This window comes from Streptomyces sp. NPDC046349 (genome assembly GCF_055587885.1).
The window spans coordinates 695379-720602 of record NZ_JBVJFK010000001.1; the positions used below are offsets into that span (position 1 = coordinate 695379).

The 25224-nt window shown below is 72.2% G+C and carries 26 protein-coding genes; 17 read left to right on the plus strand and 9 right to left on the minus strand.

Translation table 11 applies throughout. The features are described 5' to 3' along the window. Positions 1 to 18 precede the first annotated feature (18 nt). The 8 genes from lepB (at position 19) to ACZ6JS_RS03295 (ending at position 6601) form a co-directional block, all read left to right on the plus strand. The gene (gene lepB / locus ACZ6JS_RS03260) at positions 19 to 798 is read left to right on the plus strand and encodes a signal peptidase I (RefSeq protein ID WP_469295391.1); all 780 of its coding nucleotides are present in this window, start codon (positions 19 to 21) and stop codon (positions 796 to 798) included. Then, a complete protein-coding gene (locus ACZ6JS_RS03265) occupies positions 788 to 1294 on the plus strand; it encodes an NUDIX hydrolase (protein ID WP_469295392.1) in 507 nt (168 codons plus the stop codon). The genes lepB and ACZ6JS_RS03265 overlap by 11 nt, the downstream gene beginning before the upstream one ends. Before the next feature lie 55 nt (positions 1295 to 1349). Then, positions 1350 to 1658 carry a DUF2469 domain-containing protein gene (locus tag ACZ6JS_RS03270; RefSeq protein WP_005311352.1) on the plus strand — a complete coding sequence of 103 codons (309 nt, stop codon included), beginning with the start codon at positions 1350 to 1352 and terminating at the stop codon, positions 1656 to 1658. A gap of 109 nt (positions 1659 to 1767) precedes the next feature. Further along, entirely contained in the window at positions 1768 to 2139 is a 372-nt protein-coding gene (locus ACZ6JS_RS03275) for a YraN family protein (RefSeq protein ID WP_469295396.1), read from the plus strand. Then, positions 2139 to 3770, plus strand: a complete 1632-nt coding sequence (locus ACZ6JS_RS03280) for a YifB family Mg chelatase-like AAA ATPase (protein ID WP_469295399.1) — start codon at positions 2139 to 2141, stop codon at positions 3768 to 3770. Before ACZ6JS_RS03275 ends, ACZ6JS_RS03280 begins: the two co-directional genes overlap by 1 nt. Beyond that, a complete protein-coding gene (dprA, locus tag ACZ6JS_RS03285) occupies positions 3767 to 4945 on the plus strand; it encodes a DNA-processing protein DprA (protein WP_469295400.1) in 1179 nt (392 codons plus the stop codon). The genes ACZ6JS_RS03280 and dprA overlap by 4 nt, the downstream gene beginning before the upstream one ends. A 209-nt stretch (positions 4946 to 5154) precedes the next feature. Further along, positions 5155 to 5991, plus strand: a complete 837-nt coding sequence (whiG, locus tag ACZ6JS_RS03290; protein ID WP_469295402.1) for an RNA polymerase sigma factor WhiG — start codon at positions 5155 to 5157, stop codon at positions 5989 to 5991. A 52-nt stretch (positions 5992 to 6043) separates the two neighbouring features. Then, positions 6044 to 6601, plus strand: a complete 558-nt coding sequence (locus ACZ6JS_RS03295) for a TetR/AcrR family transcriptional regulator (RefSeq protein ID WP_469295560.1) — start codon at positions 6044 to 6046, stop codon at positions 6599 to 6601. Between the two features lie 29 nt (positions 6602 to 6630). On the opposite strand, the gene ACZ6JS_RS03300 is transcribed toward ACZ6JS_RS03295, so the two are convergent. After that, the gene (locus tag ACZ6JS_RS03300) at positions 6631 to 7161 is read right to left on the minus strand and encodes a M23 family metallopeptidase (RefSeq protein ID WP_469295403.1); all 531 of its coding nucleotides are present in this window, start codon (positions 7159 to 7161) and stop codon (positions 6631 to 6633) included. Between the two features lie 250 nt (positions 7162 to 7411). Between ACZ6JS_RS03300 and rpsB the strand changes: the two genes are divergently transcribed. The 9 genes from rpsB to ACZ6JS_RS03345 all read left to right on the plus strand — a co-directional run bounded on the left by rpsB (position 7412) and on the right by ACZ6JS_RS03345 (position 17300). After that, the gene (rpsB, locus tag ACZ6JS_RS03305) at positions 7412 to 8299 is read left to right on the plus strand and encodes a 30S ribosomal protein S2 (RefSeq protein ID WP_469295404.1); all 888 of its coding nucleotides are present in this window, start codon (positions 7412 to 7414) and stop codon (positions 8297 to 8299) included. 135 nt (positions 8300 to 8434) lie between these two features. Beyond that, positions 8435 to 9271: a translation elongation factor Ts gene (gene tsf, locus ACZ6JS_RS03310; protein ID WP_030844487.1), complete on the plus strand. Its 837-nt coding sequence runs from the start codon at positions 8435 to 8437 to the stop codon at positions 9269 to 9271. Positions 9272 to 9433: 162 nt separating this feature from the next. Further along, positions 9434 to 10213 carry a UMP kinase gene (gene pyrH / locus ACZ6JS_RS03315; protein WP_030028671.1) on the plus strand — a complete coding sequence of 260 codons (780 nt, stop codon included), beginning with the start codon at positions 9434 to 9436 and terminating at the stop codon, positions 10211 to 10213. 82 nt (positions 10214 to 10295) lie between these two features. Further along, positions 10296 to 10853 carry a ribosome recycling factor gene (frr, locus tag ACZ6JS_RS03320; protein WP_030028670.1) on the plus strand — a complete coding sequence of 186 codons (558 nt, stop codon included), beginning with the start codon at positions 10296 to 10298 and terminating at the stop codon, positions 10851 to 10853. Beyond that, the gene (locus ACZ6JS_RS03325) at positions 10853 to 11929 is read left to right on the plus strand and encodes a phosphatidate cytidylyltransferase (protein WP_469295406.1); all 1077 of its coding nucleotides are present in this window, start codon (positions 10853 to 10855) and stop codon (positions 11927 to 11929) included. The genes frr and ACZ6JS_RS03325 overlap by 1 nt, the downstream gene beginning before the upstream one ends. Positions 11930 to 12061: 132 nt before the next feature. Continuing rightward, positions 12062 to 13177, plus strand: a complete 1116-nt coding sequence (gene rlmN, locus ACZ6JS_RS03330) for a dual-specificity RNA methyltransferase RlmN (protein ID WP_469295407.1) — start codon at positions 12062 to 12064, stop codon at positions 13175 to 13177. 252 nt (positions 13178 to 13429) lie between these two features. Further along, the gene (locus ACZ6JS_RS03335) at positions 13430 to 14530 is read left to right on the plus strand and encodes a thiamine ABC transporter substrate-binding protein (protein WP_469295408.1); all 1101 of its coding nucleotides are present in this window, start codon (positions 13430 to 13432) and stop codon (positions 14528 to 14530) included. A 113-nt stretch (positions 14531 to 14643) separates the two neighbouring features. Further along, entirely contained in the window at positions 14644 to 16260 is a 1617-nt protein-coding gene (locus ACZ6JS_RS03340) for an ABC transporter permease (RefSeq protein WP_469295562.1), read from the plus strand. After that, entirely contained in the window at positions 16260 to 17300 is a 1041-nt protein-coding gene (locus ACZ6JS_RS03345) for an ABC transporter ATP-binding protein (RefSeq protein ID WP_469295409.1), read from the plus strand. Before ACZ6JS_RS03340 ends, ACZ6JS_RS03345 begins: the two co-directional genes overlap by 1 nt. Positions 17301 to 17307: 7 nt before the next feature. On the opposite strand, the gene ACZ6JS_RS03350 is transcribed toward ACZ6JS_RS03345, so the two are convergent. The 8 genes from ACZ6JS_RS03350 to ACZ6JS_RS03385 all read right to left on the minus strand — a co-directional run bounded on the left by ACZ6JS_RS03350 (position 17308) and on the right by ACZ6JS_RS03385 (position 25062). Beyond that, positions 17308 to 18564, minus strand: a complete 1257-nt coding sequence (locus ACZ6JS_RS03350; protein WP_469295410.1) for a cytochrome P450 — start codon at positions 18562 to 18564, stop codon at positions 17308 to 17310. A gap of 39 nt (positions 18565 to 18603) precedes the next feature. Further along, positions 18604 to 20007 carry an NAD(P)/FAD-dependent oxidoreductase gene (locus ACZ6JS_RS03355; RefSeq protein ID WP_469295411.1) on the minus strand — a complete coding sequence of 468 codons (1404 nt, stop codon included), beginning with the start codon at positions 20005 to 20007 and terminating at the stop codon, positions 18604 to 18606. Beyond that, positions 20004 to 20267, minus strand: coding sequence for a ferredoxin (locus ACZ6JS_RS03360; protein WP_469295412.1), 264 nt, complete (start codon positions 20265 to 20267; stop codon positions 20004 to 20006). The genes ACZ6JS_RS03355 and ACZ6JS_RS03360 overlap by 4 nt, the downstream gene beginning before the upstream one ends. 133 nt (positions 20268 to 20400) lie before the next feature. Next, a complete protein-coding gene (locus ACZ6JS_RS03365) occupies positions 20401 to 21036 on the minus strand; it encodes a hypothetical protein (protein ID WP_469295414.1) in 636 nt (211 codons plus the stop codon). 114 nt (positions 21037 to 21150) lie between these two features. Next, positions 21151 to 22056 (minus strand): DMT family protein, encoded by a 906-nt coding sequence (locus tag ACZ6JS_RS03370; RefSeq protein ID WP_469295416.1) that lies wholly within the window; start codon positions 22054 to 22056, stop codon positions 21151 to 21153. A gap of 80 nt (positions 22057 to 22136) precedes the next feature. Beyond that, positions 22137 to 23228 (minus strand): LOG family protein, encoded by a 1092-nt coding sequence (locus tag ACZ6JS_RS03375; protein ID WP_469295417.1) that lies wholly within the window; start codon positions 23226 to 23228, stop codon positions 22137 to 22139. Positions 23229 to 23254: 26 nt separating this feature from the next. Further along, the gene (locus ACZ6JS_RS03380; RefSeq protein WP_469295419.1) at positions 23255 to 24328 is read right to left on the minus strand and encodes a hypothetical protein; all 1074 of its coding nucleotides are present in this window, start codon (positions 24326 to 24328) and stop codon (positions 23255 to 23257) included. Continuing rightward, positions 24310 to 25062 (minus strand): ABC transporter ATP-binding protein, encoded by a 753-nt coding sequence (locus ACZ6JS_RS03385; RefSeq protein WP_469295421.1) that lies wholly within the window; start codon positions 25060 to 25062, stop codon positions 24310 to 24312. The genes ACZ6JS_RS03380 and ACZ6JS_RS03385 overlap by 19 nt, the downstream gene beginning before the upstream one ends. Positions 25063 to 25224: the final 162 nt, after the last annotated feature.

Consider the following 25224-nt stretch of genomic DNA (forward strand, 5'->3'; position numbering starts at 1 on the left):
CGATGTGGGGGCGCTGGAATGGGCGGAACAGAAGCGATACGCAGTGGCAAGGATGGCCGCGGCGGTCTCGGCAACGTGCTGTCGGGGATCGTCGTGGCCATCGGCTTTGCGCTCTTCCTCGGCGGCTTCGTGTGGGGGGCGCTCGTCTACCAGCCCTACACGGTCCCGACCGACTCGATGATGCCCACGGTCCGCCCGGGCGACCGCGTGCTGGCGCAGCGCATCGACGGCGGTGAGGTGCGCCGCGGGGACGTGGTCATCTTTACTGATTCCATGTGGAGCGATTCGCCCATGCTCAAGCGGGTCGTCGGCATCGGCGGCGACACCGTGAAGTGCTGCGGCGCCGGCGGCGGGCTGACCGTGAACGGCATCCCGCTGGACGAGGCCTACGCCGACACCAGCCGGCCGGACTCGGGCCTCGCCATGCCGCCCGGGCAGGCCCCGCCCCCCGGGACCCCCTTCGAGGTGACGGTCCCCGAGGGCAACCTCTTCCTCCTGGGCGACCGGCGTGCCGCCTCGCTGGACTCGCGGGCCCACCTCCAGGAGGCCGGACAGGGCACGGTGCCCCGGTCCGCCGTCAGCGCCCGTGTCGACGCCCTGGCCTGGCCGTCCGTGACAATGCTGGAACGCCCCCAGACGTACGCGGCCCTGCCCGGCGGGATCTCGGGGCACGGGCCGCTGCGGCTCCAGGTGGCGGCCGTGGCCGTCGGCGCGGCCCTGGTGGTGCTGGGGGCCGCGTACGGGCCCCTGTCGCGGGTCCTGGGGCGCGGGCGGCGGGAGCGGGCCGGTGTCGCCTGAGCCGTCGGGCGACCGCGCCCACCGACAGGTGTCCCGGGTGATCCTGCTCGACCCCGCGGACCGGATCCTGCTGCTGCACGGCTTCGAACCGGCCGACCCCTCCGACGACTGGTGGTTCACCCCGGGCGGCGGACTCGAGGGGACGGAGACCCGGGCGCAGGCCGCGCTGCGCGAGCTGGCGGAGGAGACCGGGATCACCGAGGTGGAGCTGGGGCCGGTGCTGTGGCACCGCTTCTGCTCCTTCCCCTTCGACGGCCGGCGCTGGGAGCAGGACGAGTGGTATTTCCTGGCCCGGACCAGCCAGACCACGACCCGGATGGGCGGCCTGACCGAGCTCGAGCGGCGCAGCGTCACCGGAGCCAGGTGGTGGACCTCCGAGGAACTTCTCGCGGCACGTGAGACGGTGTACCCGACCAGACTCGCCGAGCTGCTCCGCACGCTGCTCGACGATGGTCCTCCGGGTGCGCCGGTGGTCCTGGCCCCGGAAATCGTTTAGGGGCGCACGGCGCTGGCGCACAATAGGGGGACGCACGGCTGAAGGGGAACATGCCATGAGTGCCGAGGACCTCGAAAAGTACGAGACCGAGATGGAGCTGAAGCTCTATCGGGAGTACCGCGACGTCGTCGGGCTGTTCAAGTATGTGATCGAGACCGAACGCCGTTTCTACCTCACCAACGACTACGAGATGCAGGTCCACTCCGTGCAGGGCGAGGTGTTCTTCGAGGTCTCGATGGCCGATGCCTGGGTCTGGGACATGTACCGGCCGGCCCGCTTCGTGAAGCAGGTCCGGGTGCTCACCTTCAAGGACGTGAACATCGAGGAGCTCAACAAGAGCGACCTCGAACTGCCCGGAAGCTGAGCCGCCTCACCCGGGAGGGTGACGGGTCCTTCCACAGCCGCCGCGTTGTCCACCAAGATCCACAAGGTGGGCGGGGACGCGGGACCCTCGGCGGCGGAGGTGGTGCCCGATGGACGCGAAGAGCGTGGCACGGCAGGCAATGGGGCGGTACGGCGAGGAGCTCGCGGCACGAAGGCTGACCGAGGCCGGGATGACCGTGATCGCGCGGAACTGGCGGTGCCGCGCCGGGGAGATCGACATCGTCGCGCGCGACGGGGACGCCCTCGTCGTGTGCGAGGTCAAGACCAGGCGCGCGGGCGACTTCGAGCATCCGATGGCCGCCGTGCGGACCGCCAAGGCGGACCGGCTGCGGAGGCTCGCCGGGCGGTGGCTCGCCGACCACGGGGGACCGCCGCCGGGCGGGGTGCGCATCGACCTCGTCGGAATCCTGCTGCCGCGCCGCGGCGCCCCCCTGGTGGAACACGTCAGGGGGGTGGCCTGATGGGGTTCGCGCGGGCCTGCTCCGTGGCCCTGGTCGGCGTCGACGGCGTGGTGGTCGAGGTCCAGGCCGACCTGGAGCCCGGAGTCGCGGCCTTCACCCTGGTGGGGCTGCCGGACAAGACCCTCGTCGAGAGCCGGGACCGGGTGCGTGCGGCCGTGGTCAACTCGGGGGCTGCCTGGCCGCAGAAGAAGCTCACGGTCGGACTGAGCCCGGCCTCCGTTCCCAAGGCCGGCGCGGGGTTCGACCTCGCTGTCGCGATCGCGGTACTCGGGGCCGCCGAGGTGGTCGACCCGGCGGCCATCGCCGACCTCGTGCTGATCGGCGAACTGGGGTTGGACGGGCGGGTGCGTCCGGTCCGGGGGATCCTGCCGGCCGTCCTCGCCGCGGCCGAGGCCGGCTACCGGCAGGTGGTCGTGCCGCAGCAGTGCGCCGCCGAGGCCGCGCTCGTGCCGGACGTCTCGGTGCTCGGCGTGCGCAGCCTGCGCCGGCTGATCGCCGTCCTGACCGACGGGGAGGTTTCCGCGGAGGAGCCCGGGGAGCCGCCCGGCCGCCCGGACCCGATGCTGGCCGGACTGCTCGTCCCCGGCGCCGGCCTGGGCACCGGTCTCGCCCCGGGCCGTCCCGGCGGGGACTGCGCCGACTTTCCCGACCTCGCCGATGTGGCGGGACAGCACACGGCCCGCCGCGCCCTCGAAGTGGCGGCCGCCGGAGGGCACCACCTGTTCCTGAGCGGGCCGCCCGGCGCAGGCAAGACGATGCTGGCCGAGCGTCTGCCCTGGATCCTGCCGCCGCTCACCCGCCAGGACTCCGTGGAGGTCACGGCGGTCCACTCGGTCGCGGGAATCCTGCCGCCCGGTGAGCCGCTGGTCTCCCGGCCGCCGTACTGCGCCCCGCACCACTCGGCGACCATGCAGTCCCTGGTGGGCGGCGGGACCGGGGTGCCCAGGCCGGGAGCGGTCTCCCTGGCACACCGCGGGGTGCTCTTCCTGGACGAGGCCGCGGAGTTCCACAGCCGGGCGCTGGACGCGCTGCGCCAGCCCCTCGAATCGGGGCACGTGGTCATCGCCCGCGCGGCCGGTGTGGTGAGGCTGCCCGCCCGGTTCCTGATGGTGCTCGCCGCGAATCCCTGCCCGTGCGGGCGGCACACCCTGCAGGGGGCGGGATGCGAATGCCCGCCCTCGGTGATCCGGCGCTACCAGGCCCGGCTGTCCGGGCCGTTGCTCGACCGGGTCGACCTGAGGGTGGAGGTCGAGCCCGTGACCCGCAGCGACCTGCTGGGGCCGGGCGGCCGGGGGGAGCCCAGCGCGATGGTCGCCCACCGGGTGCGGGAGGCACGGGAGCGTGCCGGGGTCCGGCTCACCGGCACCCCCTGGCGGCTCAACTCGGAAGTGCCCGGTAAGGAGCTGAGGACCCGTTGGCAGGCGGCCCCGGGTGCCCTGGCGCCGGCGGAGCGGGAGATGGAGCGGGGACTACTCACCGCCCGCGGGCTGGACCGGGTCCTGCGGGTCGCCTGGACCGTCGCCGACCTGCGGGGACGGGACCGGCCCGAGGCGCTCGACGTGGCGGTGGCGCTGGAGCTGCGGACCGGCATCGCCCGCGGGGCCATGTCGCTGACGGGGGCGGGGACATGACCGGCGCGGAGGAGGAGGAACTGCTGGCCCGGGCCGCGCTGACACGGGTGCTGGAGCCCGGCGACGCGCACGGCGGGCGCTGGATCCGGGAGCACGGGGCCACGGGGCTGCTCCGGCTGCTGACCGGCCCGGAGGCGGAGTGGCAGCCTCCGCCCGGGGTGGGGCCGGAGCGGCTCGCCGCGTACCGCGGACGGGCGGCGATGGCCGACCCCCGTCGTGACCTGGAGGTGGCCGCCGGGGCGGGGTGCCGGTTCGTCATCCCGGGTTCCGCGCAGTGGCCGACGCAGCTGGACGACCTCGGCGACGAACGGCCCGTCGGGCTTTGGCTGCGGGGCCGCCCGAACCTGCGCACCTGGGCGCTGCGTTCGGTGGCCGTGGTCGGGGCCAGAGCCTGCACCCCGTACGGCGCGCACATGGCGCAGTCGCTGGCCGCCGGTCTCGCCGAACGGGGCTGGGTCGTGGTCTCCGGCGCGGCCTTCGGCATCGACGGTGCCGCCCACCGAGGGGCCCTCGCCTCGGGCGGCGCGACCGCGGCGGTGCTCGCCTGCGGGGTGGACGCCGCCTATCCCCGCGGACACGCCGGGCTGCTCGACCGGATCGCCGGGCAGGGGCTGGTCGTGGGGGAGTTGCCGCCCGGCAGCCATCCCACGCGCAGCCGGTTCGTCCTGCGCAACCGGGTCATCGCCGCCCTTACCCGCGGCACCGTCGTCGTGGAGGCCGCCCACCGCAGCGGTTCCCTGGTGACCGCCCGGCGGGCCCAGCGGCTCGGGCGCTTCACCATGGGCGTCCCCGGGGCCGCCACCAGCGGGCTCTCGGCCGGCGTGCACGAACTGCTGAGGGGAGGCGAGGCGGTGCTCGTCACCGACGCCGCGGAGGTGGTGGAACTCGTGGGCTCCATGGGGGAGCTGGCGCCCGAGCGGCGCGGCCCGGTGCTCGCCCGCGACCTGCTGGACCGGGACACGGCCCGTGTGCTCGAAGCCCTCCCGGCCGGCCGCCCGGCGACCGCGGCCGAGCTGGCACTTGCCGCGGGCACCGGCACCGATGAAGTCATCGGCAGACTGTACGAACTTCACTCTCTGGGGTTCGTCGAACGGCAGGGCGACGGCTGGCAGTTGAGCCGAGATGCGGCGGGAGAGGGCAGACAAACCCGGGTCCCCCGGCGAGGCGGTCGTTGACCAGGGGAGTTCCGGTGAAAGAGTGAAACCGATGAGAGACGCGGTCCTCCCGGTGGCAGTCGCCGGGACCGTGCGCACGGCGCCGGTCCCGGGTCGCCCGCGCGAGCCAGGACGCTCCTCGGCCTCCGCGCCATCCCGTACTCTTCGCGCACCGCGACAGTTCCGTCACGCTACGCTCCCAAGGAATCCGGCTCCGGCAAAGGCGACGCATGCCCCAGCACACCTCAGGGTCCGACCGCGCTGCGGTGCCCCCCGCTGCCCGCGGCAGCGTGCGGTCCACCGCGCCCTCGTCCCTGGAGGCGCTGTGGCGCTCGTACAAGGACTCGGGTGACGAACGGCTGCGTGAGCAGCTGATCCTGCACTACTCGCCCCTCGTGAAATACGTGGCCGGCCGCGTCAGCGTGGGCCTGCCGGCCAACGTGGAGCAGGCCGACTTCGTCTCCTCCGGGGTGTTCGGGCTGATCGACGCCATCGAGAAGTTCGACATCGACCGCTCGATCAAGTTCGAGACATACGCGATCACCCGGATCCGCGGCGCCATGATCGACGAACTGCGGGCACTGGACTGGATCCCCCGCTCGGTCCGGCAGAAGGCGCGGGCCGTGGAGCGGGCCTACGCCACGCTCGAGGCCCAGCTGCGGCGCACTCCGACGGAGAGCGAGGTCGCCGGGGAGATGGGGATCGGTGTGGAGGACCTCCACACCGTCTTCAGCCAGTTGTCCTTGGCGAACGTGGTGGCCCTGGAGGAACTGCTGCACGTCGGCGGGGACGGCGGCGACCGCCTCTCGCTGATGGACACGCTGGAGGACACCGCCGCCGACAACCCGGTGGAGGTGGCCGAGGACCGCGAACTGCGGCGCCTGCTGGCACGGGCCATCAACACGCTGCCGGAGCGGGAGAAGACCGTGGTGACCCTCTACTACTACGAGGGACTCACCCTGGCCGAGATCGGCAACGTGCTGGGCGTCACCGAGAGCCGGGTCAGCCAGATCCACACCAAGTCCGTGCTGCAACTGCGCGCGAAGTTGGCAGATGTGGGGCGGTGAGCTTGCGGTACCTCCGTAGAGTGGATGCGTGCCCAGGATTCGAGCGGCCTCCGTGGCCGAGCACCGGTCGATGCAGCGCGGCGCCCTCTTGGACGCCGCGCGTTCCCTGCTGTCCGAAGGCGGTACGGAGGCACTGACCTTCCCCGCCCTGGCGGAGCGGACCGGACTTGCCCGGTCCTCCGTGTACGAGTACTTCCGCTCCCGCGCGGCCGTGGTCGAAGAGCTGTGCGCCGTGGACTTCCCCGTGTGGGCCGCCGAGATCGAGGCGGCCATGGAACGGGCCGAGTCGCCGGAGGCGAAGGTCGAGGCCTACGTGCGCAGCCAGCTCGGCCTGGTGGGGGACCGGCGGCACCGGGCGGTCGTGGCGATCTCGGCCAGCGAGCTGGACGCCGGAGCCCGGGAGAAGATCCGCGCCGCGCACGGCGGGCTGATCGCGATGATCGTCGAGGCGCTGGCCGCCCTCGGGCAGGAGCAGCCGAGGCTGGCCGCGATGCTGCTCCAAGGGGTCGTCGACGCGGCCGTGCGCCGCATCGAGCTCGGCGCCGCCGAGGAGCCAGAGGTCATCACGGAGACGGCCCTGGCCATCGCCCTGCGGGGCGTCCGGGGCTGAGCCCCGCCGCGACCGGCGGACACCGCGCCTCACCGGCCGCCCGCTGCCGTGCCCCTGCCCGGGTCCGTGCCGCGCTCCGGCCCCGCGCCCGTGGCCGGCCCCGGGCCCGGCAGCAGGCGCGGGGTGGGCCGCGCCAGGAGCGTCAGCGGGTTGAGGTACGCGTCCCCCGACAGCAGGCCCCAGTGCAGGCACGGTGCCGGACAGTGGGACCCCTCCGTGAGCACCGCCACCACCTGGCCCGCCGTGACCTCCTCACCCTCCGCGACCAGCGGCCGGACCGGTTCGTAGGTCGTGCGCAGACCGTTCGGCAGGGCGAGCGAGAGAACCCCGCGGCCCGCGACCTGGCCGGCGTGGTGGACCCGTCCGGCGGCGACCGCCCGCAGCTGCGCACCCACCGGTGCGGCCAGGTCCACCCCGCGGTGGCCGGCCGCGTACGGGGTCGGGGGCGGATCCCACCAGCGCGCCACCGACAGGGGCGCGGGCAGCGGGCGGACCACGGGCAGGGCCGCCGACAAGGCCGTCTGGGCGACCAGGAGCAGGCTGAGCAGCAGTGTCGTCATGAACCGCAGCGTCCCGCGGTCCACCGGCGCGGCGGGCCGGGCTGTGGACGGCCCGGGCACTGTGGACAACGGCGTCACCCGGCATACCGCCGGGTCCCGTACACTTCTTGTGGCGATCCGGGTCACCGGGTCGACTTCGCACGCCCCGGCACCAGCCCGAAACGGCCAGGTGACAGCGTCTCTCGGTCCCTCATGGGGGCAGGGCGCGGTGGGGCGTCAGGAACCAAACCGAGAAACCAAGGAGATGGCCATGGCCGTCGTCACGATGCGGGAGCTGCTGGAGAGCGGCGTCCACTTCGGTCACCAGACCCGTCGTTGGAACCCGAAGATGAAGCGCTTCATCTTCACGGAGCGCAACGGCATCTACATCATCGACCTGCTGCAGTCGCTGTCGTACATCGACCGCGCCTACGAGTTCGTGAAGGAGACCGTCGCGCACGGTGGCTCCATCATGTTCGTCGGTACCAAGAAGCAGGCCCAGGAGGCCATCGCCGAGCAGGCGACGCGCGTCGGCATGCCGTACGTCAACCAGCGCTGGCTGGGTGGCATGCTCACCAACTTCTCCACCGTCTACAAGCGCCTCCAGCGTCTGAAGGAGCTTGAGGCGATCGACTTCGAGGATGTCGCCGCCTCGGGTCTCACCAAGAAGGAGCTCCTGGTCCTCTCCCGCGAGAAGGCCAAGCTGGAGAAGACCCTCGGTGGTATCCGCGAGATGTCGAAGGTTCCCAGCGCCGTCTGGATCGTCGACACCAAGAAGGAGCACATCGCCGTCGGTGAGGCGCGCAAGCTGCACATCCCGGTCGTCGCGATCCTCGACACCAACTGCGACCCCGACGAGGTCGACTACAAGATCCCGGGCAACGACGACGCGATCCGTTCCGTCACCCTGCTCACCCGCGTGATCGCCGACGCCGTCGCCGAGGGCCTCATCGCCCGCTCCGGCGCTGCGACCGGCGACTCGAAGCCGGGCGAGAAGGCCGCCGCCGAGCCGCTCGCCGAGTGGGAGCGCGACCTGCTCGAGGGTGACAAGAAGGCCGACGACGCCGCCGAGGCCGCCCCGGCCGCCGCCGAGGCCACCGAGGCCCCGGCCGCCGCCGAGGCCACCGAGGCCCCGGCCGCCGACGCCGAGCAGGCCTGACCCACTGAGAGCGCCCGGCGTTCACCGGCCGGGCACTCACAGCGCGGACGATGACGGCGGGGGAGCCGCGCCACGAGCGCGGCGCCTCCGCCGTTCACCCGTAGATCTACGACTTCGAGAGAGAATCACAGACTCATGGCGAACTACACCGCCGCTGACGTCAAGAAGCTCCGCGAGCTCACCGGCGCCGGCATGCTGGACTGCAAGAACGCGCTCGTGGACGCCGACGGTGACGTCGAGAAGGCCCAGGAAGCCCTCCGCATCAAGGGCCAGAAGGGCGTCGCCAAGCGCGAGGGCCGTTCTGCCGAGAACGGTGCCGTCGTCTCCCTCATCGCCGACGACAACACCTCCGGTGTCATCGTCGAGCTGAAGTGCGAGACCGACTTCGTCGCCAAGGGCGAGAAGTTCCTGGCCGTCGCCAACCAGCTGGCCGCGCACGTCGCCGCCACCTCCCCGGCCGACATCGAGGCGCTGCTCGCGTCCGAGATCGAGCCCGGCAAGACCGTCACCGCTTTCGTCGACGAGGCCAACGCCAACCTCGGCGAGAAGATCGTCCTGGACCGCTTCGCGCAGTTCACCGGCGGCTACGTGACCGCGTACATGCACCGCACGATGCCCGACCTGCCGTTCCAGATCGGCGTCCTGGTCGAGCTCGACAAGGAGAACGCCGAGGTCGCCCGCGGCGTCGCGCAGCACATCGCCGCGTTCGCCCCGCAGTGGCTGTCCGCCGAGGACGTCCCGGCCGAGAAGGTCGAGTCCGAGCGCCGCATCGCCGAAGAGGTCACCCGCGCGGAGGGCAAGCCCGAGGCTGCCATCGCGAAGATCGTCGAGGGTCGCGTCAACGGCTTCTTCAAGGACGCCACGCTGCTCGGCCAGGCCTACGCCCTGGACAACAAGAAGTCCGTCCAGAAGGTTCTGGACGAGGCCGGTGTCACCCTGAAGCGCTTCACCCGCATCAAGGTCGGCATCTGAGTCCGTCCGTACGCGACGGACACCGGACCCCGGTAGGGTCTGAAGCAGTCGTCCGCGCTTGCGCGAGGCGACCGCAGATCTGACGAGGAGGCCATTGCCGTAGAGGGAACCGCGAGGACCCACCGGCAATGGCCTTCTTCGTATGTGCACGAGGAGATCTCCATGAATCAGGGCGTGGACCCCCACACCGCATCCGACGACAAGAGCGACCAGTTCAAGAAGGGCCGCCGCTTCATGCTGAAGCTGTCGGGCGAGGCCTTCTCCGGTGGCGGAGGACTGGGCGTCGACCCCGACGTCGTCCACGCCATCGCGCGTGAGATCGCCGCGGTGGTCCGCGACGGCGCGGAGATCGCCGTCGTGATCGGCGGCGGCAATTTCTTCCGAGGCGCCGAGCTCCAGCAGCGCGGCATGGACCGGGCCCGGTCCGACTACATGGGCATGCTCGGCACGGTCATGAACTGCCTCGCGCTCCAGGACTTCCTGGAGAAGGAGGGCATCGACTCCCGCGTGCAGACGGCCATCACCATGGGCCAGGTCGCGGAGCCCTACATCCCGCTGCGCGCCGTGCGCCACCTGGAGAAGGGCCGCGTCGTCATCTTCGGCGCCGGCATGGGCATGCCCTACTTCTCCACCGACACCACGGCCGCCCAGCGCGCCCTGGAGATCGACGCCGAGGCCCTCCTCATGGGCAAGAACGGTGTCGACGGGGTCTACGACTCCGACCCCAAGAAGAACCCGGACGCGGTGAAGTTCGACGCGCTGGAGTACGGCGAGGTGCTCTCGCGCGACCTCAAGGTCGCCGACGCCACCGCGATCACCCTCTGCCGTGACAACAAGCTGCCGATCCTCGTCTTCGAGCTGCTCGCCGAGGGCAATATCGCCCGCGCCGTCAAGGGTGAGAAGATCGGCACGCTCGTCAGCGACCAGGAAACCCGGGCCTGAGCAGTCCGCTGCCGGTCCGGGTGGCCCCGACCGGCCCGCCCGCCCGCCTGAACCATCCATTCAAGACATGCAGGAGCACGTGGTGATCGAAGAAATCCTCCTCGAGGCCGAGGAGAAGATGGAGAAGGCCGTCGTCGTCGCGAAGGAGGACTTCGCCGCGATCCGTACCGGCCGTGCGCACCCGGCGATGTTCAACAAGATCGTCGCCGACTACTACGGCGCCATCACGCCCATCAACCAGCTCGCCTCCTTCGCGGTTCCCGAGCCGCGCATGGCCATCGTGACGCCGTTCGACGCGTCCGCGCTGCGCAACATCGAGCAGGCCATCCGCGACTCCGACCTCGGGGTCAACCCGAGCAACGACGGCCGCATCATCCGGGTGACCTTCCCCGAGCTGACCGGGGAGCGCCGCAAGGAGTACATCAAGGTCGCCAAGAACAAGGCCGAGGACTCCAAGGTCTCCATCCGCTCCGTCCGCCGCAAGGCCAAGGACGCCCTCGACAAGCTCGTCAAGGACAAGGAGGCGGGCGAGGACGAGGTCCGTCGCGCGGAGAAGGAGCTCGACGACACCACCGCGAAGTACGTCGCGCAGGTGGACGAGCTCCTCAAGCACAAGGAAGCCGAGCTCCTCGAAGTCTGATGAACGACTCTTCCTGGCAGCCGGAGCCGGTTCCGGCGGGTCCCGCATACGATGCGCAGGTGGGCCCGCACACTCGGCCCATGCCCATCGTGCCCGATGCCGCCGGCCGTGACTTCGACGACCGGGAAGCACGCGACAGGGGGGCCGTCTCGGACGGCGGCCCCCTCTTCCGCGCCGATACGCCGCCGCAGGAGCCCATGCCCAGCCCCCCGCCTCCGCATGCCGAGCACCCGCAGGACTCCTCCCCCCCTCCGCAGAAGAAGCGGGCGGGGCGGGACCTGCGTGCCGCGATAGGGGTCGGCGTCGGTCTCGGCGCGGTGATCTTCGCCTCGCTCCTGATCGTGAAGGCGGTCTTCGTCGGCGTCATCGTCGTCGCCGTCGTCGTGGGCCTGTGGGAGCTCACCTCCCGGCTGCAGGAGAAGAAGGGCATCAAGGCTCCTCTGGTCCCGCTCGCGGTCGGTGGCGCGGCCATGGTCATCGCCGGATACGTCCGGGGGGCCGAGGGCGCCTGGGTGGCCATGGCGCTGACCGTGCTGGCCGTCCTGGTGTGGCGGATGACCGAGCCGCCCGAGGACTACCTCAAGGACGTCACGGCGGGCGCCTTCGCGGCGTTCTACGTGCCCTTCCTGGCCACCTTCGTGGCGATGCTGCTCACCGCGGACGACGGCCCGCAGCGCGTGATCACCTTCCTGCTGCTGACCGTGGTCAGCGACACCGGGGCCTACGCGGTGGGCTGGCGCTTCGGGAAGACCAAGCTCGCGCCGCGCATCAGCCCCGGCAAGACCCGCGAGGGACTTCTCGGAGCGGTGGCATTCGCCATGGTCGCCGGCGCGCTCTGCATGGAGTTCCTGATCGACGGCGGTGCCTGGTGGCAGGGCCTGCTGCTCGGACTCGCGGTCGCGGTCAGCGCCACCCTGGGCGACCTGGGCGAGTCGATGATCAAGAGGGACCTGGGCATCAAGGACATGGGCACCCTGCTGCCGGGGCACGGCGGCATCATGGACCGCCTGGACTCGCTGCTGCCCACCGCTCCGGTGGTGTGGCTGCTGCTGGCCGCTTTCGTCGGCACCGGCTGACCGGTCCCGTTCGGGTTATCCTGGAGGGCGCGCCGCGGGTACGCGGCGCGCCTTTTCCGTCCAGCGGCCGAGCCGCGGACCGGCCCTGCACGCGCGGGGTGACCCCCACCTCGTCGTACTGAGGAGTACCGCATGGCCCCCCGTCCCACTCCGGGTGAGCTCACCTTCGTCGCTCCCCGCGGGGCCAAGAAGCCGCCCCGGCACCTCGCCGACATGACCCCGGCCGAGCGCCGCGAAGCGGTCGCCGCGATCGGTGAGAAGCCCTTCCGGGCCAAGCAGCTCTCCCAGCACTACTTCGCCCGCTACGCGCACGACCCGGCCGAGTGGACGGACATCCCCGCGGGCTCCCGGACCAAGCTCCAGCAGGAACTCCTCCCGGACCTGATGAGCGTCATCCGGCACATCAGCTGCGACGACGACACCACCCGCAAGACCCTGTGGAAGTTGCACGACGGCACGCTCGTCGAGTCCGTGCTGATGCGCTACCCCGACCGGGTCACCATGTGCATCTCCTCGCAGGCCGGCTGCGGCATGAACTGCCCGTTCTGCGCCACGGGCCAGGCGGGCCTGGACCGCAACCTCTCCACCGCCGAGATCGTGCACCAGATCGTCGACGGCATGCGGGCGCTGCGCGACGGCGAGGTCCCCGGCGGCCCCGCCCGGCTGTCGAACATCGTCTTCATGGGTATGGGCGAGCCGCTGGCCAACTACAACCGCGTCGTCGGCGCCATCCGCCGGCTCACCGACCCCGAGCCCGACGGCCTGGGCCTGTCCCAGCGCGGCATCACCGTCTCCACCGTCGGTCTGGTCCCCGCCATGCTGCGCTTCGCCGACGAGGGCTTCAAGTGCCGTCTCGCCGTCTCGCTGCACGCGCCGGACGACGAGCTGCGCGACACCCTCGTCCCGGTGAACACCCGCTGGAAGGTCCGCGAGGTCCTCGACGCCGCCTGGGAGTACGCCGAGAAGTCCAGCCGCCGGATCTCGATCGAATACGCCCTGATCCGCGACATCAACGACCAGGCCTGGCGGGGCGACCTGCTGGGCCGCCTGCTCAAGGGCAAGCGCGTACACGTCAACCTGATCCCGCTGAACCCCACGCCCGGCTCCAAGTGGACCGCCTCGCGGCCCGAGGACGAGAAGGCCTTCGTGGAGGCCATCGCCCGCCACGGCGTGCCCGTGACCGTACGGGACACCCGGGGTCAGGAGATCGACGGCGCGTGCGGCCAGCTGGCCGCTTCGGAGCGCTAGCGTCCGCTTCCGGCCGGGCACATTCGGCCGCGGGGTACCCTGTGGCCGAGCCAATTGCATATTCCGACAGGGGAGCGCCACAGCGCTGAGAGTGCGGTATCCGTCATCCGCAGACCCTCTGAACCTCGCCCCGGTCATTCGGGGTAGGAAGTTCGGTCACCACTCAAGCTGTTGCGCCCTGCCCGGCGTCCGCTCCCACAGAGCGCCGGGCAGGGCCGCGTCTTCTCCTGGTCATCCCAGGAGGAATCACCAGTGAGCACCACCAAGAAGATCGCGGGCGCCGCGCTCGCGGCCGCGCTGGGCGTCACCACGCTCAGCGCCTGCGGCGGCGGCGACGCCAACGACAAGACCGCGGGCACGAGCGACGCCCCGAAGTCCAAGACGGTCACGCTCGTCTCCCACGACTCCTTCAACGTGACCGAAGCGGTCCTCAAGGAGTTCGAGCAGCAGAGCGGCTACACCGTCAAGGTGCTGAAGTCCGGTGACGCCGGCGCCGCGCTGAACCAGGAGATCCTCACCAAGGGCTCCCCCCGCGGCGACGTCTTCTTCGGCGTCGACAACACCCTGCTCTCGCGCGCCCTCGACAACGGCATCTTCACCCCGTACGAGGCCAAGGGCCTGGCCGACGTGAAGCCCGAGTACGTGCTCGACAAGGAGCACCGGGTCACCCCGATCGACTCCGGCGACATCTGCGTCAACTACGACAAGGCCTACTTCGCCGACAGGAAGATCGCCCCGCCGCAGACGCTGGACGACCTCGTCAAGCCGGAGTACAAGAACCTGCTGGTGGTCGAGAACGCCGCGACCTCCTCTCCCGGCCTCGGCTTCATGCTCGCCTCCGTCGGCAAGTACGGCGAGGAGGGCTGGAAGGACTACTGGAGCAAGCTGAAGGCCAACGGCGTCGAGGTCGTCGACGGCTGGGAGCAGGCCTACAACGAGCGCTTCTCCGGCTCCGCCGGCGGCAAGAAGGCCAAGGGCGACCGCCCGCTGGTCGTCTCCTACGCCTCCAGCCCGCCGGTCGAGGTGCTCTACGGCGAGCCGCAGCCGGCCGAGGCCCCCACGGGTGTCGCCACCGGCACCTGCTTCCGCCAGATCGAGTTCGCGGGGCTGCTGAAGGGCGCCGGAAACGAGGAGGGCGGCAAGGCCCTCGTGGACTTCCTGATCAGCAAGAAGTTCCAGGAGGACATGCCCCTCCAGATGTTCGTGAACCCCGTGACCAAGGACGCCGCGCTGCCGGAGCTGTTCACCAAGCACGGTGTGGTGGTCGAGAAGCCGGAGAACGTCACCCCGGAGACCATCGCCAAGAACCGTGAGCAGTGGGTCAAGGCATGGACCGCGCTCGTCGTGAAGTAAGCGGTACGAAGGAGCCGGGCGCGGCGTCGCACGACGCCGCCCCGGCCCCCGGCCCGGGGCGGGCACCCGGACAGGGCGAGAGCGGGCGGGCCACCACCGTCCGCCTCGCCCTCATGGCCCTCCCCCTCGCCTTCTTCGGACTGTTCTTCGCCTACCCCGTCGCGGCGATCGTCGGCCGCGGCCTCAAGACCGACACCGGCTGGCAGCTCGGCCGGATCGGCGAGGTGCTGTCCCGGCCCGACATCGCCGACGTGCTGTGGTTCACCACCTGGCAGGCGCTCGCCTCCACCGTGCTCACGCTGCTGATCGCACTCCCGGGCGCGTACGTCTTCGCGCGCTTCGAGTTCCCCGGCAAGCAGCTGCTGCGGGCAGTGGTGACCGTTCCCTTCGTGCTCCCGACCGTGGTCGTGGGCACCGCCTTCCTCGCACTGCTCGGGCGCGGCGGACTGCTGGACGAACTGGCGGGCGTCCGCCTCGACACCACCGTCTGGGCGATCCTGCTCGCCCACGTCTTCTTCAACTACGCCGTCATCGTCCGCACGGTCGGCGGCCTGTGGGCCCAGCTCGACCCGCGCCAGGAGGAGGCCGCCCGGGTGCTGGGCGCCGGCCGGTTCGCCGCCTGGCGGCGGGTGACGCTGCCCGCGCTGGCCCCGGCCGTGGCCGCGGCCACCCTGATGGTGTTCCTCTTCACCTTCAGCTCCTTCGGCGTGGTACTGATCCTGGGCGGACCCGCTTACTCCACCCTGGAGGTGGAGGTCTACCGGCAGACGGCGCAGCTCCTGGACCTGTCGACGGCAGCCGTGCTGACGATGGTGCAGTTCGCCGCGATCGGCGCGATCCTCTCCCTGCACGCCTGGACCGTGCGCCGGCGCGAGACCGCCCTGCGCCTCGTCGACCCGGGCCGCACCACGCACCGGCCGCGCGGCTGGGCGCAGCGCGCCCTGCTGGGCGGGGTCCTGCTCACCGTCGGGCTGCTGATCGTGGCGCCGCTGGCCGTGCTGGTCGAGCGGTCCTTCGACACCCCCGGCGGCTACGGACTCGGCTTCTACCGGGCCCTGCAGGACGCCGGCGCGGGTGGCGGAACCTTCCTGGTGCCGCCGGTGGAGGCGATCTGGAACTCCCTGCAGTACGCGCTCGCCGCCACCGCGATCGCGCTGGTCGTCGGGGGACTCGCAGCCGCGGCACTGACCCGGCGCGGGGGCCGCTTCGTACGCGGCTTCGACGCGATGCTGATGCTCCCGCTGGGGGTTTCGGCCGTGACCGTCGGCTTCGGCTTCCTGATCACCCTGGACGAGCCGCCGCTGGACCTGCGGACGTCGTGGATCCTGGTCCCGCTGGCGCAGGCCCTGGTGGGCGTGCCCTTCGTCGTTCGGACGATGCTGCCGGTGCTGCGCGCGGTGGACGGACGGCTGCGGGAGGCCGCCGCCGTGCTCGGCGCCTCACCACTGCGCGCCTGGCGGGAGGTGGACCTCCCGCTGGTGCGGCGGGCGCTGCTGATCGCGGCCGGGTTCGCCTTCGCCGTGTCGCTCGGGGAGTTCGGCGCCACCGTCTTCATCGCGCGGGCGGACCGGCCGACGCTGCCGGTGGCCGTGGCGCGGCTGCTGGGGCGGGCCGGCGAGCTGAACTACGGGCAGGCGATGGCCCTGAGCACGATCCTGATGCTGGTGTGCGCGGTGTCCCTGCTGGTGCTGGAGCGACTGCGACCCGACAAGACCTCCGGAGAGTTCTGATGACACTGCTTCAGCTGGAAGGAGTGTCGGTCCGCTTCGGCGAACGCGCGGTCGTCGACTCCGTGGACCTGGCGGTCGCCGAGCACGAGACCGTGTGCGTGCTGGGCCCGAGCGGCAGCGGGAAGTCCACCCTGCTGCGGGTCGTCGCCGGGCTCCAGCAGGTGTCCGGGGGGCGGGTGCTGCTGGACGGGGCGGACCAGGCGGCCGTACCCGTGCACCGGCGGGGCGTGGGCCTGATGTTCCAGGACCACCAGCTCTTCCCGCACCGCGACGTCGGCGCGAACGTCTCCTTCGGCCTGCGGATGCGCGGCGGTGGGCGCGGTCCGGGTCGCGGCTCGCACGCCGACCGGGTCGCCGAGCTGCTCGAACTGGTCGGGCTCCCCGGCTCCCAGGGCCGCGCCGTGGCCTCCCTGTCCGGCGGTGAGCAGCAGCGGGTGGCGCTGGCCCGGGCGCTGGCGCCGTCGCCGCGGCTGCTGATGCTGGACGAGCCGCTCGGGCAGCTGGACCGGGGGCTGCGGGAGCGGCTCGTGGTGGAGCTGCGGGCGCTCTTCTCGCGGTTGGGGACGACGGTCCTGGCCGTCACCCACGACCAGGGGGAGGCCTTCGCCCTGGCCGACCGGGTCGTGGTGATGCGGGACGGCCGGATCGCGCAGGCCGGGACCCCGCTGGAGGTGTGGCAGCGCCCGACCTCTGAGTTCGTGGCACGCTTCCTCGGCTTCGAGAACGTGGTCCCGGCGACGGTGACGGGCGCGGCCGCCGCGACCGTATGGGGCAGGGTCCCTGTCCCGGCCGGCTCCCCCGAGGGGCAGCAGCGGCTGCTGATCCGCCCGGCAGGAGTCGTCCTGTGCGAGGTCGGCCTGCGCTGCGAGGTGGTGTCCCGGACCTTCCGCGGCACGCACGTCGCCCTGCTGCTGAGGCCGGAGGGCGGCCCGGTGCTGGAGGCGGAGTGCGGCCTGGCGGGGGCTCCGGCCGTCGGCGACCGGGTCGCCGTGGCCTTCACCCCCGCCGAGGTGGTCGTCCTCCCCCCGCGCGATCGGTAGGAGCCGGTCAGGCGGCCTTCGGCAGGACGCCGTCGCAGGCGATCGGCAGGTGCCGCGGCCCGCGCAGCACCGCGTTCTGGCGATAGGGCGGCGGGTCCTCCAGCAGCCGGGGGTTCTCCAGCCGGCGGGCCAGCTCGCTCAGCGCCAGCTGCGCCTCCTGCCGGGCCAGCGGCGCCCCGAAGCAGCTGTGGATGCCGCTGCCGAGCCCGAGGTGCTGGATGTCCTTGCGGTCCGGGTCGAAGCGGTCGGGGTTCTCGAACCGCTTGGGGTCGCGGTTCCCGGAGGCCAGGAGCAGCCACAGGGACGCGCCTTTGGGGATGTTGACCCCCGCGACCTCGATGTCGGAGAGGGTGGTGCGCTGAGGCAGCAGCTGCACGGGCGGCTCGTACCGCAGCAGCTCCTCCACGATCGGGACGGACAGTTCGGGGTCCTCGCGCAACCGCTGGAGGACGTCCGGGTGGCGCAGCAGGGTCAGCATCCCGTTGGTGATCAGGTTGACGGTGGTCTCGTGCCCCGCGATCAGCAGCAGCGCGGAGGTGCTGAGCGCCTCCATGGTCGTCATCGCACCGTCCGGTCCGTCAGCGGTCGCCAGCTGGGACAGCATGTCGTCACCGGGGTTCTTGCGCCGCTCCTCGATCAGCCCGGCCAGGTACATGCCCAGCTCCATGCGGGCGTCCGCGGTGCCCTTGCCGCGCTGGGCGGGGTCCCCGTCCGGGTCGGGGTCCAGGCTGGCGGCGAGGGTCTCCGCCCATACGTGGAAGCGGGGTTCGTCCTCATGGGGCACCCCGAGCAGCCGGCAGATCACCGTGACCGGGAACGGGTACGCGAACTGGTCGACCAGGTCGACCCGGTCCAGGTTCCCGGAGGCGGCGATGTCGTCGATGAGCCCGCCGACGAGGCCGTGGAGCTCGTCGCGCATGTCGTGCACCCGGTGCGGGGCGTGCGGCGGCCCGAACGGACGGTTCGTCATGCGCCGCAGGCGGTCGTGGTCAGGCGGGTCGAGCTTGAGGAAGGAGGGCGGCAGGGCGGCCCCTTCGTCGTCGCCCGACTGTCCCAGCGGATCGTCACCGGTCGACTTCAGGTTGCGCGCGTCGGAGCTGATCCGGGGGTCGTGCAGCAGGCTCTGGATCTCGTAGTACGTGCTGACGACGTACGGGCCGTTCCCCTCGTGGGAGACCGGGGTCTTGCGGAGCTCCTCGTACAGCGGGTACGGATTGGCCCGGTGCGCGTAGTCGATGATCTCCCGCAGGAGGGCTTGGGTCATGACGGGTCCTCGTGATCCTCGGGGGCGGTCGCGGCGCGGTCAGCGACCGGGGGTGAAGGTGATCTTCCGGTCGGCCGGCGAGTAGCCGCTGAGGGTGATGGTCGGGCCGTGGGTCGGGACCGAGGGGTCGGGGAAGTCCGCCGGCACCGGCCTGTTGCCCTCCGGCCTGCGGTCCACCGTGGAGAAGGGCGGCGGGAACGGCGCGGTGCTCTCGATCTGGTGCTCGTAGAACTGCAGCCACCGGCAGTTGTCGAAGGTGACGGCGGCGATCACCCGCCCCTGGTAGCCGTAGACGGCCGCGAACCGGCGTTCTGCCAGCGAGCCCTGCGTGATGAGGATCTCGGTGCCCATCGGCGGCACCCCGACCGACTTGATGTTCACACCGAACTGCGAGGACCAGAAGGCCGGTACCCACAGGTGGGGGCGGCGGTCCGCGCTGTCGCTGAGCATGTTGTGCGCGGCGGTGTCGGCCTGCGCGACGGCATTGCCCCAGTGCTCCAGGGACAGGAACTGGTAGCCGAACAGCGCGTGCGGGGAACGCGCCACGTCACCCGCCACGTAGATGTCGTCGGTGACGATGCCCCGGACGTCGAAGGCCCGGCAGCCCGCGTCGCAGGCGATGCCCCGGGGGCCGGCGCCCAGCCCGGAACCGGCGAGCCACTCGGTGTTGCGCTGCGCGCCCAGGGAAACGACCACCACTTCGGCCTCGATCGTGGAACCGTCGGACAGGTGGGCGGCACGGACCCGGCCGGCAGGGTCGCCCTCCAGGGCGGTGACCATGACGCCGGTGCGCAGGTCGACCTCGTGCTCGCGGTGCATCTCGGCCGCCACCTCGCCGATCACTCCGCCGAGCGCGCCGACCAGCGGAGCGGCACCGCGCTCGGCGACGGTCACCTTCAGTCCGCGTTCCCGGCAGGCGGAAGCGATCTCGGACCCGGTGAACCCGGCCCCGATGACGAGGACGCGGCGGGGGTTGTCGGCGAGGGCGCGCTGCAACCCCTCGGCGTCGTCACGGGTGCGCAGGACGAAGACCCCGCCGAGGGAGCCTTCCTCCTCGTTGGGCCAGGGCCGGGCGCGGACGCCGGTGGCGATCAGCAGCCGGTCGTACTCGACCTCGTCGCCGTTGCCGAGCCGGACCCGGCGGGCGGCCATGTCCAGACCCGTCGCGGGCACTCCCAGGCGCCAGTCCGCGTCGATGGCGCGGCGGCGGGGGAGTGCCGTGTGGTCCGCGACCGCGTTGCCCAGCAGGACCTGCTTGGACAGCGGGGGCCGGTCGTACGGCTCGTAGGGTTCGTCGCCGATCATCGTGAGCGAGCCGGTGAACCCCTTCTCCCGCAGGGTCTCGGCGGCCCGCAGACCCGCGAGCGAAGCACCGACGACGACGATGCGGCCTTCGCGCTTGAGGTGTTCCAGGGCCCCGTCGCGGGTGGGTTCACCGGTCACCGGGTGCCTCCGGAACCGGCGCCGGCCCCGGCAGCGGCCTCCTGGGACACCATGCCCGCCATGTCCTCGTCCGTGAGTTCGAGGAGGATCGCGCCGACGGGGCAGGCGGCTACGGCACGGGCGACGTCCTCGCGCTGCTCGGCAGTCGGCTCCGGGTTGTAGAGGAGCGACTCGTCGCCGTGCATCGCGAAGACGTCGGGAGCGAGGAAAGCGCACTGTGCGTATCCCTGGCAGCGGTTGAGGTCGACGACAAGCCTCATGGCGGATCTGCCTTTCCCTCGGCTGTTGATCCCCGTCGCCCCCCTGGCACCCCCGGATCCTCCCTGTCCACCAGCATGCACGCGGTGCCCGCGGGCCGCCTGCCGGAGCACGGATCGCCAGGTCAGGACAGGTTCAGGCCGGGCCGGAGCGGTCCGCGGACGCGGCGCTGCGCCGGACCCGCAGGGCGTAGAGGCTGATCACCAGGGCCCACGCGGGGAACAGCAGCTCGGACCATGGAACGCCGGCGCCCACCACGATCAGGACCAGGCCGACGAGGGTGCCCAGCGTGGCCAGTGGCCTGGGGAAGACACCGAGCCTCCGCCCGATCATCGAGGTGGCGAGGACGAAGACGGCGGCCATGCGCATCGCGTACGTCGCGAGCAGGGCGTAGGCGTAGTGGCGGCCGAAGCCGGAGGGCGTCTCCTCGGCCAGCACCGTGCCGGCCGCCGCGGCGGCGGCGAAGAGGGTGGCCACGAAGACGAAGCCGCTGCCGAGGAACACGGTGGCTACGAACTGGTCCTCGGCCTCGCCGGTGTGCGCGCGCAGAGCTCCCATGAACCAGAGGAAGAAGATCCCTGCGAAGGGCACGATCTGCAGGGCCAGCCGGACCGCCCAGCGGCGGTCCTGGTCGATGGCCGCGTCGGCGGCGTCGCCGGCCGGAACGGAGATCCGCATCAGGACGATCGCCGCACCGAGGAGGAGGGCGAAGGCGACTCCGGCCAGGCCCGCCGCGCGTGGTGTCTGCAACCGATCGGTCGTCGGATCCATGGACCCCTCGCTCTCTCCCCCCGGTCCAGCAAGCGCCAGCCGTCGCCCTGCCACCACCGGGGGCGGCCGACCGGGTGAGGGCGCGGGGCGCCGCCCCGCGCCGCCCGGCCGGGATCAGCCGACCGGCTCCGGTACGGGCACCGGGTCCTCCTCCTCGGCGCCCTCGTGCTTGCCGTACCAGGCCACCGCCACCGCGCCGGCCACGGCCATGACGAAGCCGGCGACCGCGAGCCAGGCCAGGCCGGGCCGCGAGGCGTCGCCGAGCCAGAGCACGCCGATCGCGCCGGGAAGCACCGTCTCGCCGACGACGAGGGCTGCGGTGGCCCCGTTCACCGAGCCGATCTGCAGGGCGACGGTGTGCAGGTACATGCCGCCTGTGCCGGCCAGCAGGATGGCGTAGAGGGCCGGGTCGGTGAGGAGGGTGCCGAGGTCGAACGGGTCGACGCCGTCCAGGATCCGTACGCCCACGCCGAGCGCGCCGAAGCCCAGGCCGGACAGCAGACCCGCCAGGATCGCGGCCCCGCCGCCGAGGAGGCGGACGGCCACCGTGCCGCCCACCATCAGCAGCGCGGTGATACCCAGCAGCCACCAGTGCGTGGACATGGGCGCGTGGTGGCCGCCCTCGTGGCCGGCCGCCGTCGCCAGCAGGACGAGCGCGGTGCAGACGACACCGATCGAGGCCCATTCCTTGCGGGTCAGCCGGATGCCGAGCATCTTCACGCTGAGCACGGCCGTGATGACCAGGTTGGCGCTGATCACCGTCTGGGAGAGGAAGAGCGGGAGGAGGCGGGCGGCCAGGGCGCCGAGCCCGAAGCCGACGAAGTCCAGGATCGTGCCGACGATGAACTCCCACGTCATCGCCGCTTTCGCGGTGGACGAGAGGTTGGGGCCGCCGTGGGCGGTCACCCCGGCCGCCGCCGGGGACATCCGGGCGGCGCGGCGGGATCCGACGGCTTGCAGCACGGACCCCGTGCCGTAGCAGATGGATGCCGCGACAGCGGTCAGCAGGCCTATGAGCACCGATGGCTCCGTTCACGTCTGGCAGGTTTTGCGGTACCTCTGCCAGACGTGGGAATCGGCCCGGAAGTTGCCTCCGGAGCTCAGCTCATCGAAGCGAGTACTCCGGGGACCTCGTCCACCGAGTCCACGAGCGCGATCCGAGACTCCATCGCCCGGTCCCGCGCCAGCGCCCGCAGCAGGGGCCAAGCGGGGAGGTGCTCGGTCCAGTGGGTGCGGCCGACCAGGACCATCGGCGCCGGCTCGCCCCGGGACCCGTAGTAGTTCGGCGTCGCGCTGTCGAATATCTCCTGGACGGTGCCGGCAGCGCCGGGCAGGAACACCACGCCCGCGGTGGACCGGGCCAGCAGCCCGTCCTCCCGGGTGGCGTTCGCGAAGTACTTGGCGATGTGGGCCGCGAAGGCGTTCGGCGGCTCATGACCGTAGAACCAGGTGGGGATGCCCACCGAGTCGCCGCCGCCGGGCCAGCGGTCCCGTACGGCGAAGGCCGCGCGCGCCCAGTCGGACACCGACGGCTCGAAGGAAGGGGCCTTGGCCAGCAGTTCCAGGGCCTCGTCGAGGGCGTTGTCCGGGGCCGGCGCCAGGTAAGCGCCGAGGTTGGCGGCCTCCATCGCGCCGGGTCCGCCGCCCGTGGCCACGGTCAGCCCGGACCGGGTCAGTGCCCGGCCGAGCTCCACGGCACCGCGGTAGTCCGCGCTGCCCCGGGACATGGCGTGGCCGCCCATCACGCCCACCACGCGGGCGGCGGCGAGGTGCTCGTCCAGTGCGTCGGTGACGGCGTCGTCGTGGACGGAGCGCAGCAACGAGGAGAAGACGTCGCCGTCGGTGCCGGTCTCCTGGAACCAGGCATACGTCTCGGCGTCCGGGGTGGCCTCGTAACCGCCGGGCAGCCCTTCGAAGAGCTCCTCCGGCGTGTACAGCAGGCCCCGGTACGGGTTGAAGGGCAGGTCCGGAACGGGCGGCAGGACCAGCGCGCCGTCCGCGCGGACCTTCGCCGAGGCATCGGGCTCCATCGCGCAGCCCAGGAAGACGGCCGCGGAGGTGTCGGCGGCCAGCAGCGCGAAGGTCCGCTCCAGCAGGTTGACCGACTGGATCCGGTAGCCGCTGAGCGAGCCGCGTGCCACGACCTGGTCGAATTCGGCGAGCGTCTCGATCTCGATGTCTGCATTGACCATTCGGCCCACCCTAAGGGCTGTACGCCTCAGCGGGTCAGTGCCAGCGACGTCAGCTGTGCCACACCCCAGCTGAGCGGTACGCACACCGCCACGAGCGCGGTGGCCCGCACACCCGCCGCCGTACGCAGGACCCTTGCGGGAGCCGCCAGATCGAGCATGGCCCGGTGTCCGGGAGTCTCGGTCCGGCGGGTCTGCGTCGCGGATGTGAGAAGGGTCGCGGCGGCGCACAGAGCCACCAGGGCGGCGGCCGGCCAGGCCAGCGGACCGAGCGGTACGTGCAGCCCGCCCCGGTCCCGCAGCGCGAGGGCTGTCAGGGCCCCCGCGGCGACGGAGCACAGCACGCCCAGCGGCGGGCCGATCCGGGAGGCCTGCTCCTGCAGGGACCGCCCGGCCAGCAGCCGCAGTGCTCCCGGACGGACAGCCTGGACCAGGCTGCCGCAGGCGTAGGCCAGACCCGGTCCGGCGAGGGCGAGTCCGGCGGCGGTCAGCGTCCAGCCGGCGAGGACCCCGCCGCCGTCCCGGCCGGCGTAGGCCTCGGTGGCGAGCCCGCAGGCGGTCAGCGCGATGCCCCAGGGCAGGGCCGTCTGCGGAGCCAGCGGCCGGTGCGGACGCAGTGCGAGGACCGTGGCGGCCGAAGCGGTCAGCGGTACGAGGGCCAGCAGCGTCAGGGCGGCCGCCACCGGCAGCGGCTGCTCGGCGTGGAGGAGCCGGGCGCCGGAACCGTCGAACGGCAGGCCGGCGACGTCCCCGCGGAGATGGAGGAAGAGGGCCAGGGCCAGGGCGCTGCCCAGGGCGCAGGCGACGGCCGTGGAGATCGCGGCGGCCAGCGCCAGGCGTACGGGCCCCAGCCCGGCGGCGTCCAGACCCTCGCGGGGTCGGGTGGCGGGGTCGGCCCGGGCGACGGCGACGGCGAAGTGGACCGTCGCGGCGAGCGGGACCAGGGCCCACAGCAGGCGGGGGAACGATCCGGCGGGCCGGGCCACGGCTCCGGCGAGTACGTACAGCAGCAGGAAGCCGGTCCCGGCCGAGGCGGCGGCGACGAGCAGCCGCCGCATCTGGACGAGGGGCCGGGAGCCGCGGGCTAGGCGGAGAGCGAGCACGCTGCCTGGCCCTCCGGGGTGTCGGGAAGGGGGGACGCGCCGTTCACCGCGAGGCGGCCGTCGACCAGGGCCAGGCGACGGTCCGCGACGGCCGCGGTGGCCTCGTCGCCGGTGGCCAGCAGCACGGTGATCTCGTGGGAGCGGGCCGCCGTGGTCAGCGTCCGCAGCAGCAGGGCCCGGTCGGCCCGGTGCAGCGGTGCGGTGGGCTCGTCGGCGTAGATCACCGAGGGCACGTTGACCAGGGCCCGGGCCAGGGCGACCCGTTGGCACTCGGCGCGGGTCAGGGAGGCGGGGCGCTTGCGGGCGAAGGCGCCGATGTCGAGGCGTTCGAGCCATTCGCAGGCGGCGTGCTTGGCGGTGCGGTGGGAGGCCCCGGCGAGCAGCAGCGGCAGGGCGGCGTTCTCCCAGACCTTCAGCTCGGGCAGCAGCTGGGGTTCGGGACCGAGCCAGCCGAAGCGGTCGCGGCGCAGCCGCTCACGGGCCAGGTCTCCCATGGTGTGCACGGGGACGCTGTTGAACCAGACCTCGCCCTCGGAGGGGCGCAGCTGCCCGGACAGGCAGCGCAGCAGTGTGGTCTTGCCGCTGCCGCGGGAGCCGGTCAGGGCCACGATCTCGCCCTGGCGGACTCCGAGGGAGACGCCGACGAGGGCGGGGGCACCGTCGTGCGAGTGGTGAAGGGACCGCGCCCAGAGCACGTCGTTGTCCGGCGGGGCATTCTCCGGTGGGGCCACCATGGCGTACACCTCCGTCCGAGGGAACGAAACGGAGCCCTTTCGGTCACTGGCGCCGCAATGAGATGTAAAGAGATGAACCGCTTGAATGCTGACAGCACACGGCCCGGACCCCCTTGTTCTCACTCGAACGGAGGATCCGGGCCGTGTGTTCGCACTGTCGTG

Coding starts and splice junctions, on each gene's coding strand:
- lepB (WP_469295391.1), top strand. CDS start 19: ATGGGCGGAACAGAAGCGATACGCAGTGGCAAGGATGGCCGCGGCGGT.
- ACZ6JS_RS03270 (WP_005311352.1), top strand. CDS start 1,350: ATGAGTGCCGAGGACCTCGAAAAGTACGAGACCGAGATGGAGCTGAAG.
- ACZ6JS_RS03275 (WP_469295396.1), top strand. CDS start 1,768: ATGGACGCGAAGAGCGTGGCACGGCAGGCAATGGGGCGGTACGGCGAG.
- ACZ6JS_RS03280 (WP_469295399.1), top strand. CDS start 2,139: ATGGGGTTCGCGCGGGCCTGCTCCGTGGCCCTGGTCGGCGTCGACGGC.
- dprA (WP_469295400.1), top strand. CDS start 3,767: ATGACCGGCGCGGAGGAGGAGGAACTGCTGGCCCGGGCCGCGCTGACA.
- whiG (WP_469295402.1), top strand. CDS start 5,155: ATGCCCCAGCACACCTCAGGGTCCGACCGCGCTGCGGTGCCCCCCGCT.
- ACZ6JS_RS03300 (WP_469295403.1), bottom strand. CDS start 7,161: ATGACGACACTGCTGCTCAGCCTGCTCCTGGTCGCCCAGACGGCCTTG.
- rpsB (WP_469295404.1), top strand. CDS start 7,412: ATGGCCGTCGTCACGATGCGGGAGCTGCTGGAGAGCGGCGTCCACTTC.
- tsf (WP_030844487.1), top strand. CDS start 8,435: ATGGCGAACTACACCGCCGCTGACGTCAAGAAGCTCCGCGAGCTCACC.
- pyrH (WP_030028671.1), top strand. CDS start 9,434: ATGAATCAGGGCGTGGACCCCCACACCGCATCCGACGACAAGAGCGAC.
- ACZ6JS_RS03325 (WP_469295406.1), top strand. CDS start 10,853: ATGAACGACTCTTCCTGGCAGCCGGAGCCGGTTCCGGCGGGTCCCGCA.
- rlmN (WP_469295407.1), top strand. CDS start 12,062: ATGGCCCCCCGTCCCACTCCGGGTGAGCTCACCTTCGTCGCTCCCCGC.
- ACZ6JS_RS03340 (WP_469295562.1), top strand. CDS start 14,644: ATGGCCCTCCCCCTCGCCTTCTTCGGACTGTTCTTCGCCTACCCCGTC.
- ACZ6JS_RS03345 (WP_469295409.1), top strand. CDS start 16,260: ATGACACTGCTTCAGCTGGAAGGAGTGTCGGTCCGCTTCGGCGAACGC.
- ACZ6JS_RS03350 (WP_469295410.1), bottom strand. CDS start 18,564: ATGACCCAAGCCCTCCTGCGGGAGATCATCGACTACGCGCACCGGGCC.
- ACZ6JS_RS03360 (WP_469295412.1), bottom strand. CDS start 20,267: ATGAGGCTTGTCGTCGACCTCAACCGCTGCCAGGGATACGCACAGTGC.
- ACZ6JS_RS03365 (WP_469295414.1), bottom strand. CDS start 21,036: ATGGATCCGACGACCGATCGGTTGCAGACACCACGCGCGGCGGGCCTG.
- ACZ6JS_RS03375 (WP_469295417.1), bottom strand. CDS start 23,228: ATGGTCAATGCAGACATCGAGATCGAGACGCTCGCCGAATTCGACCAG.
- ACZ6JS_RS03385 (WP_469295421.1), bottom strand. CDS start 25,062: ATGGTGGCCCCACCGGAGAATGCCCCGCCGGACAACGACGTGCTCTGG.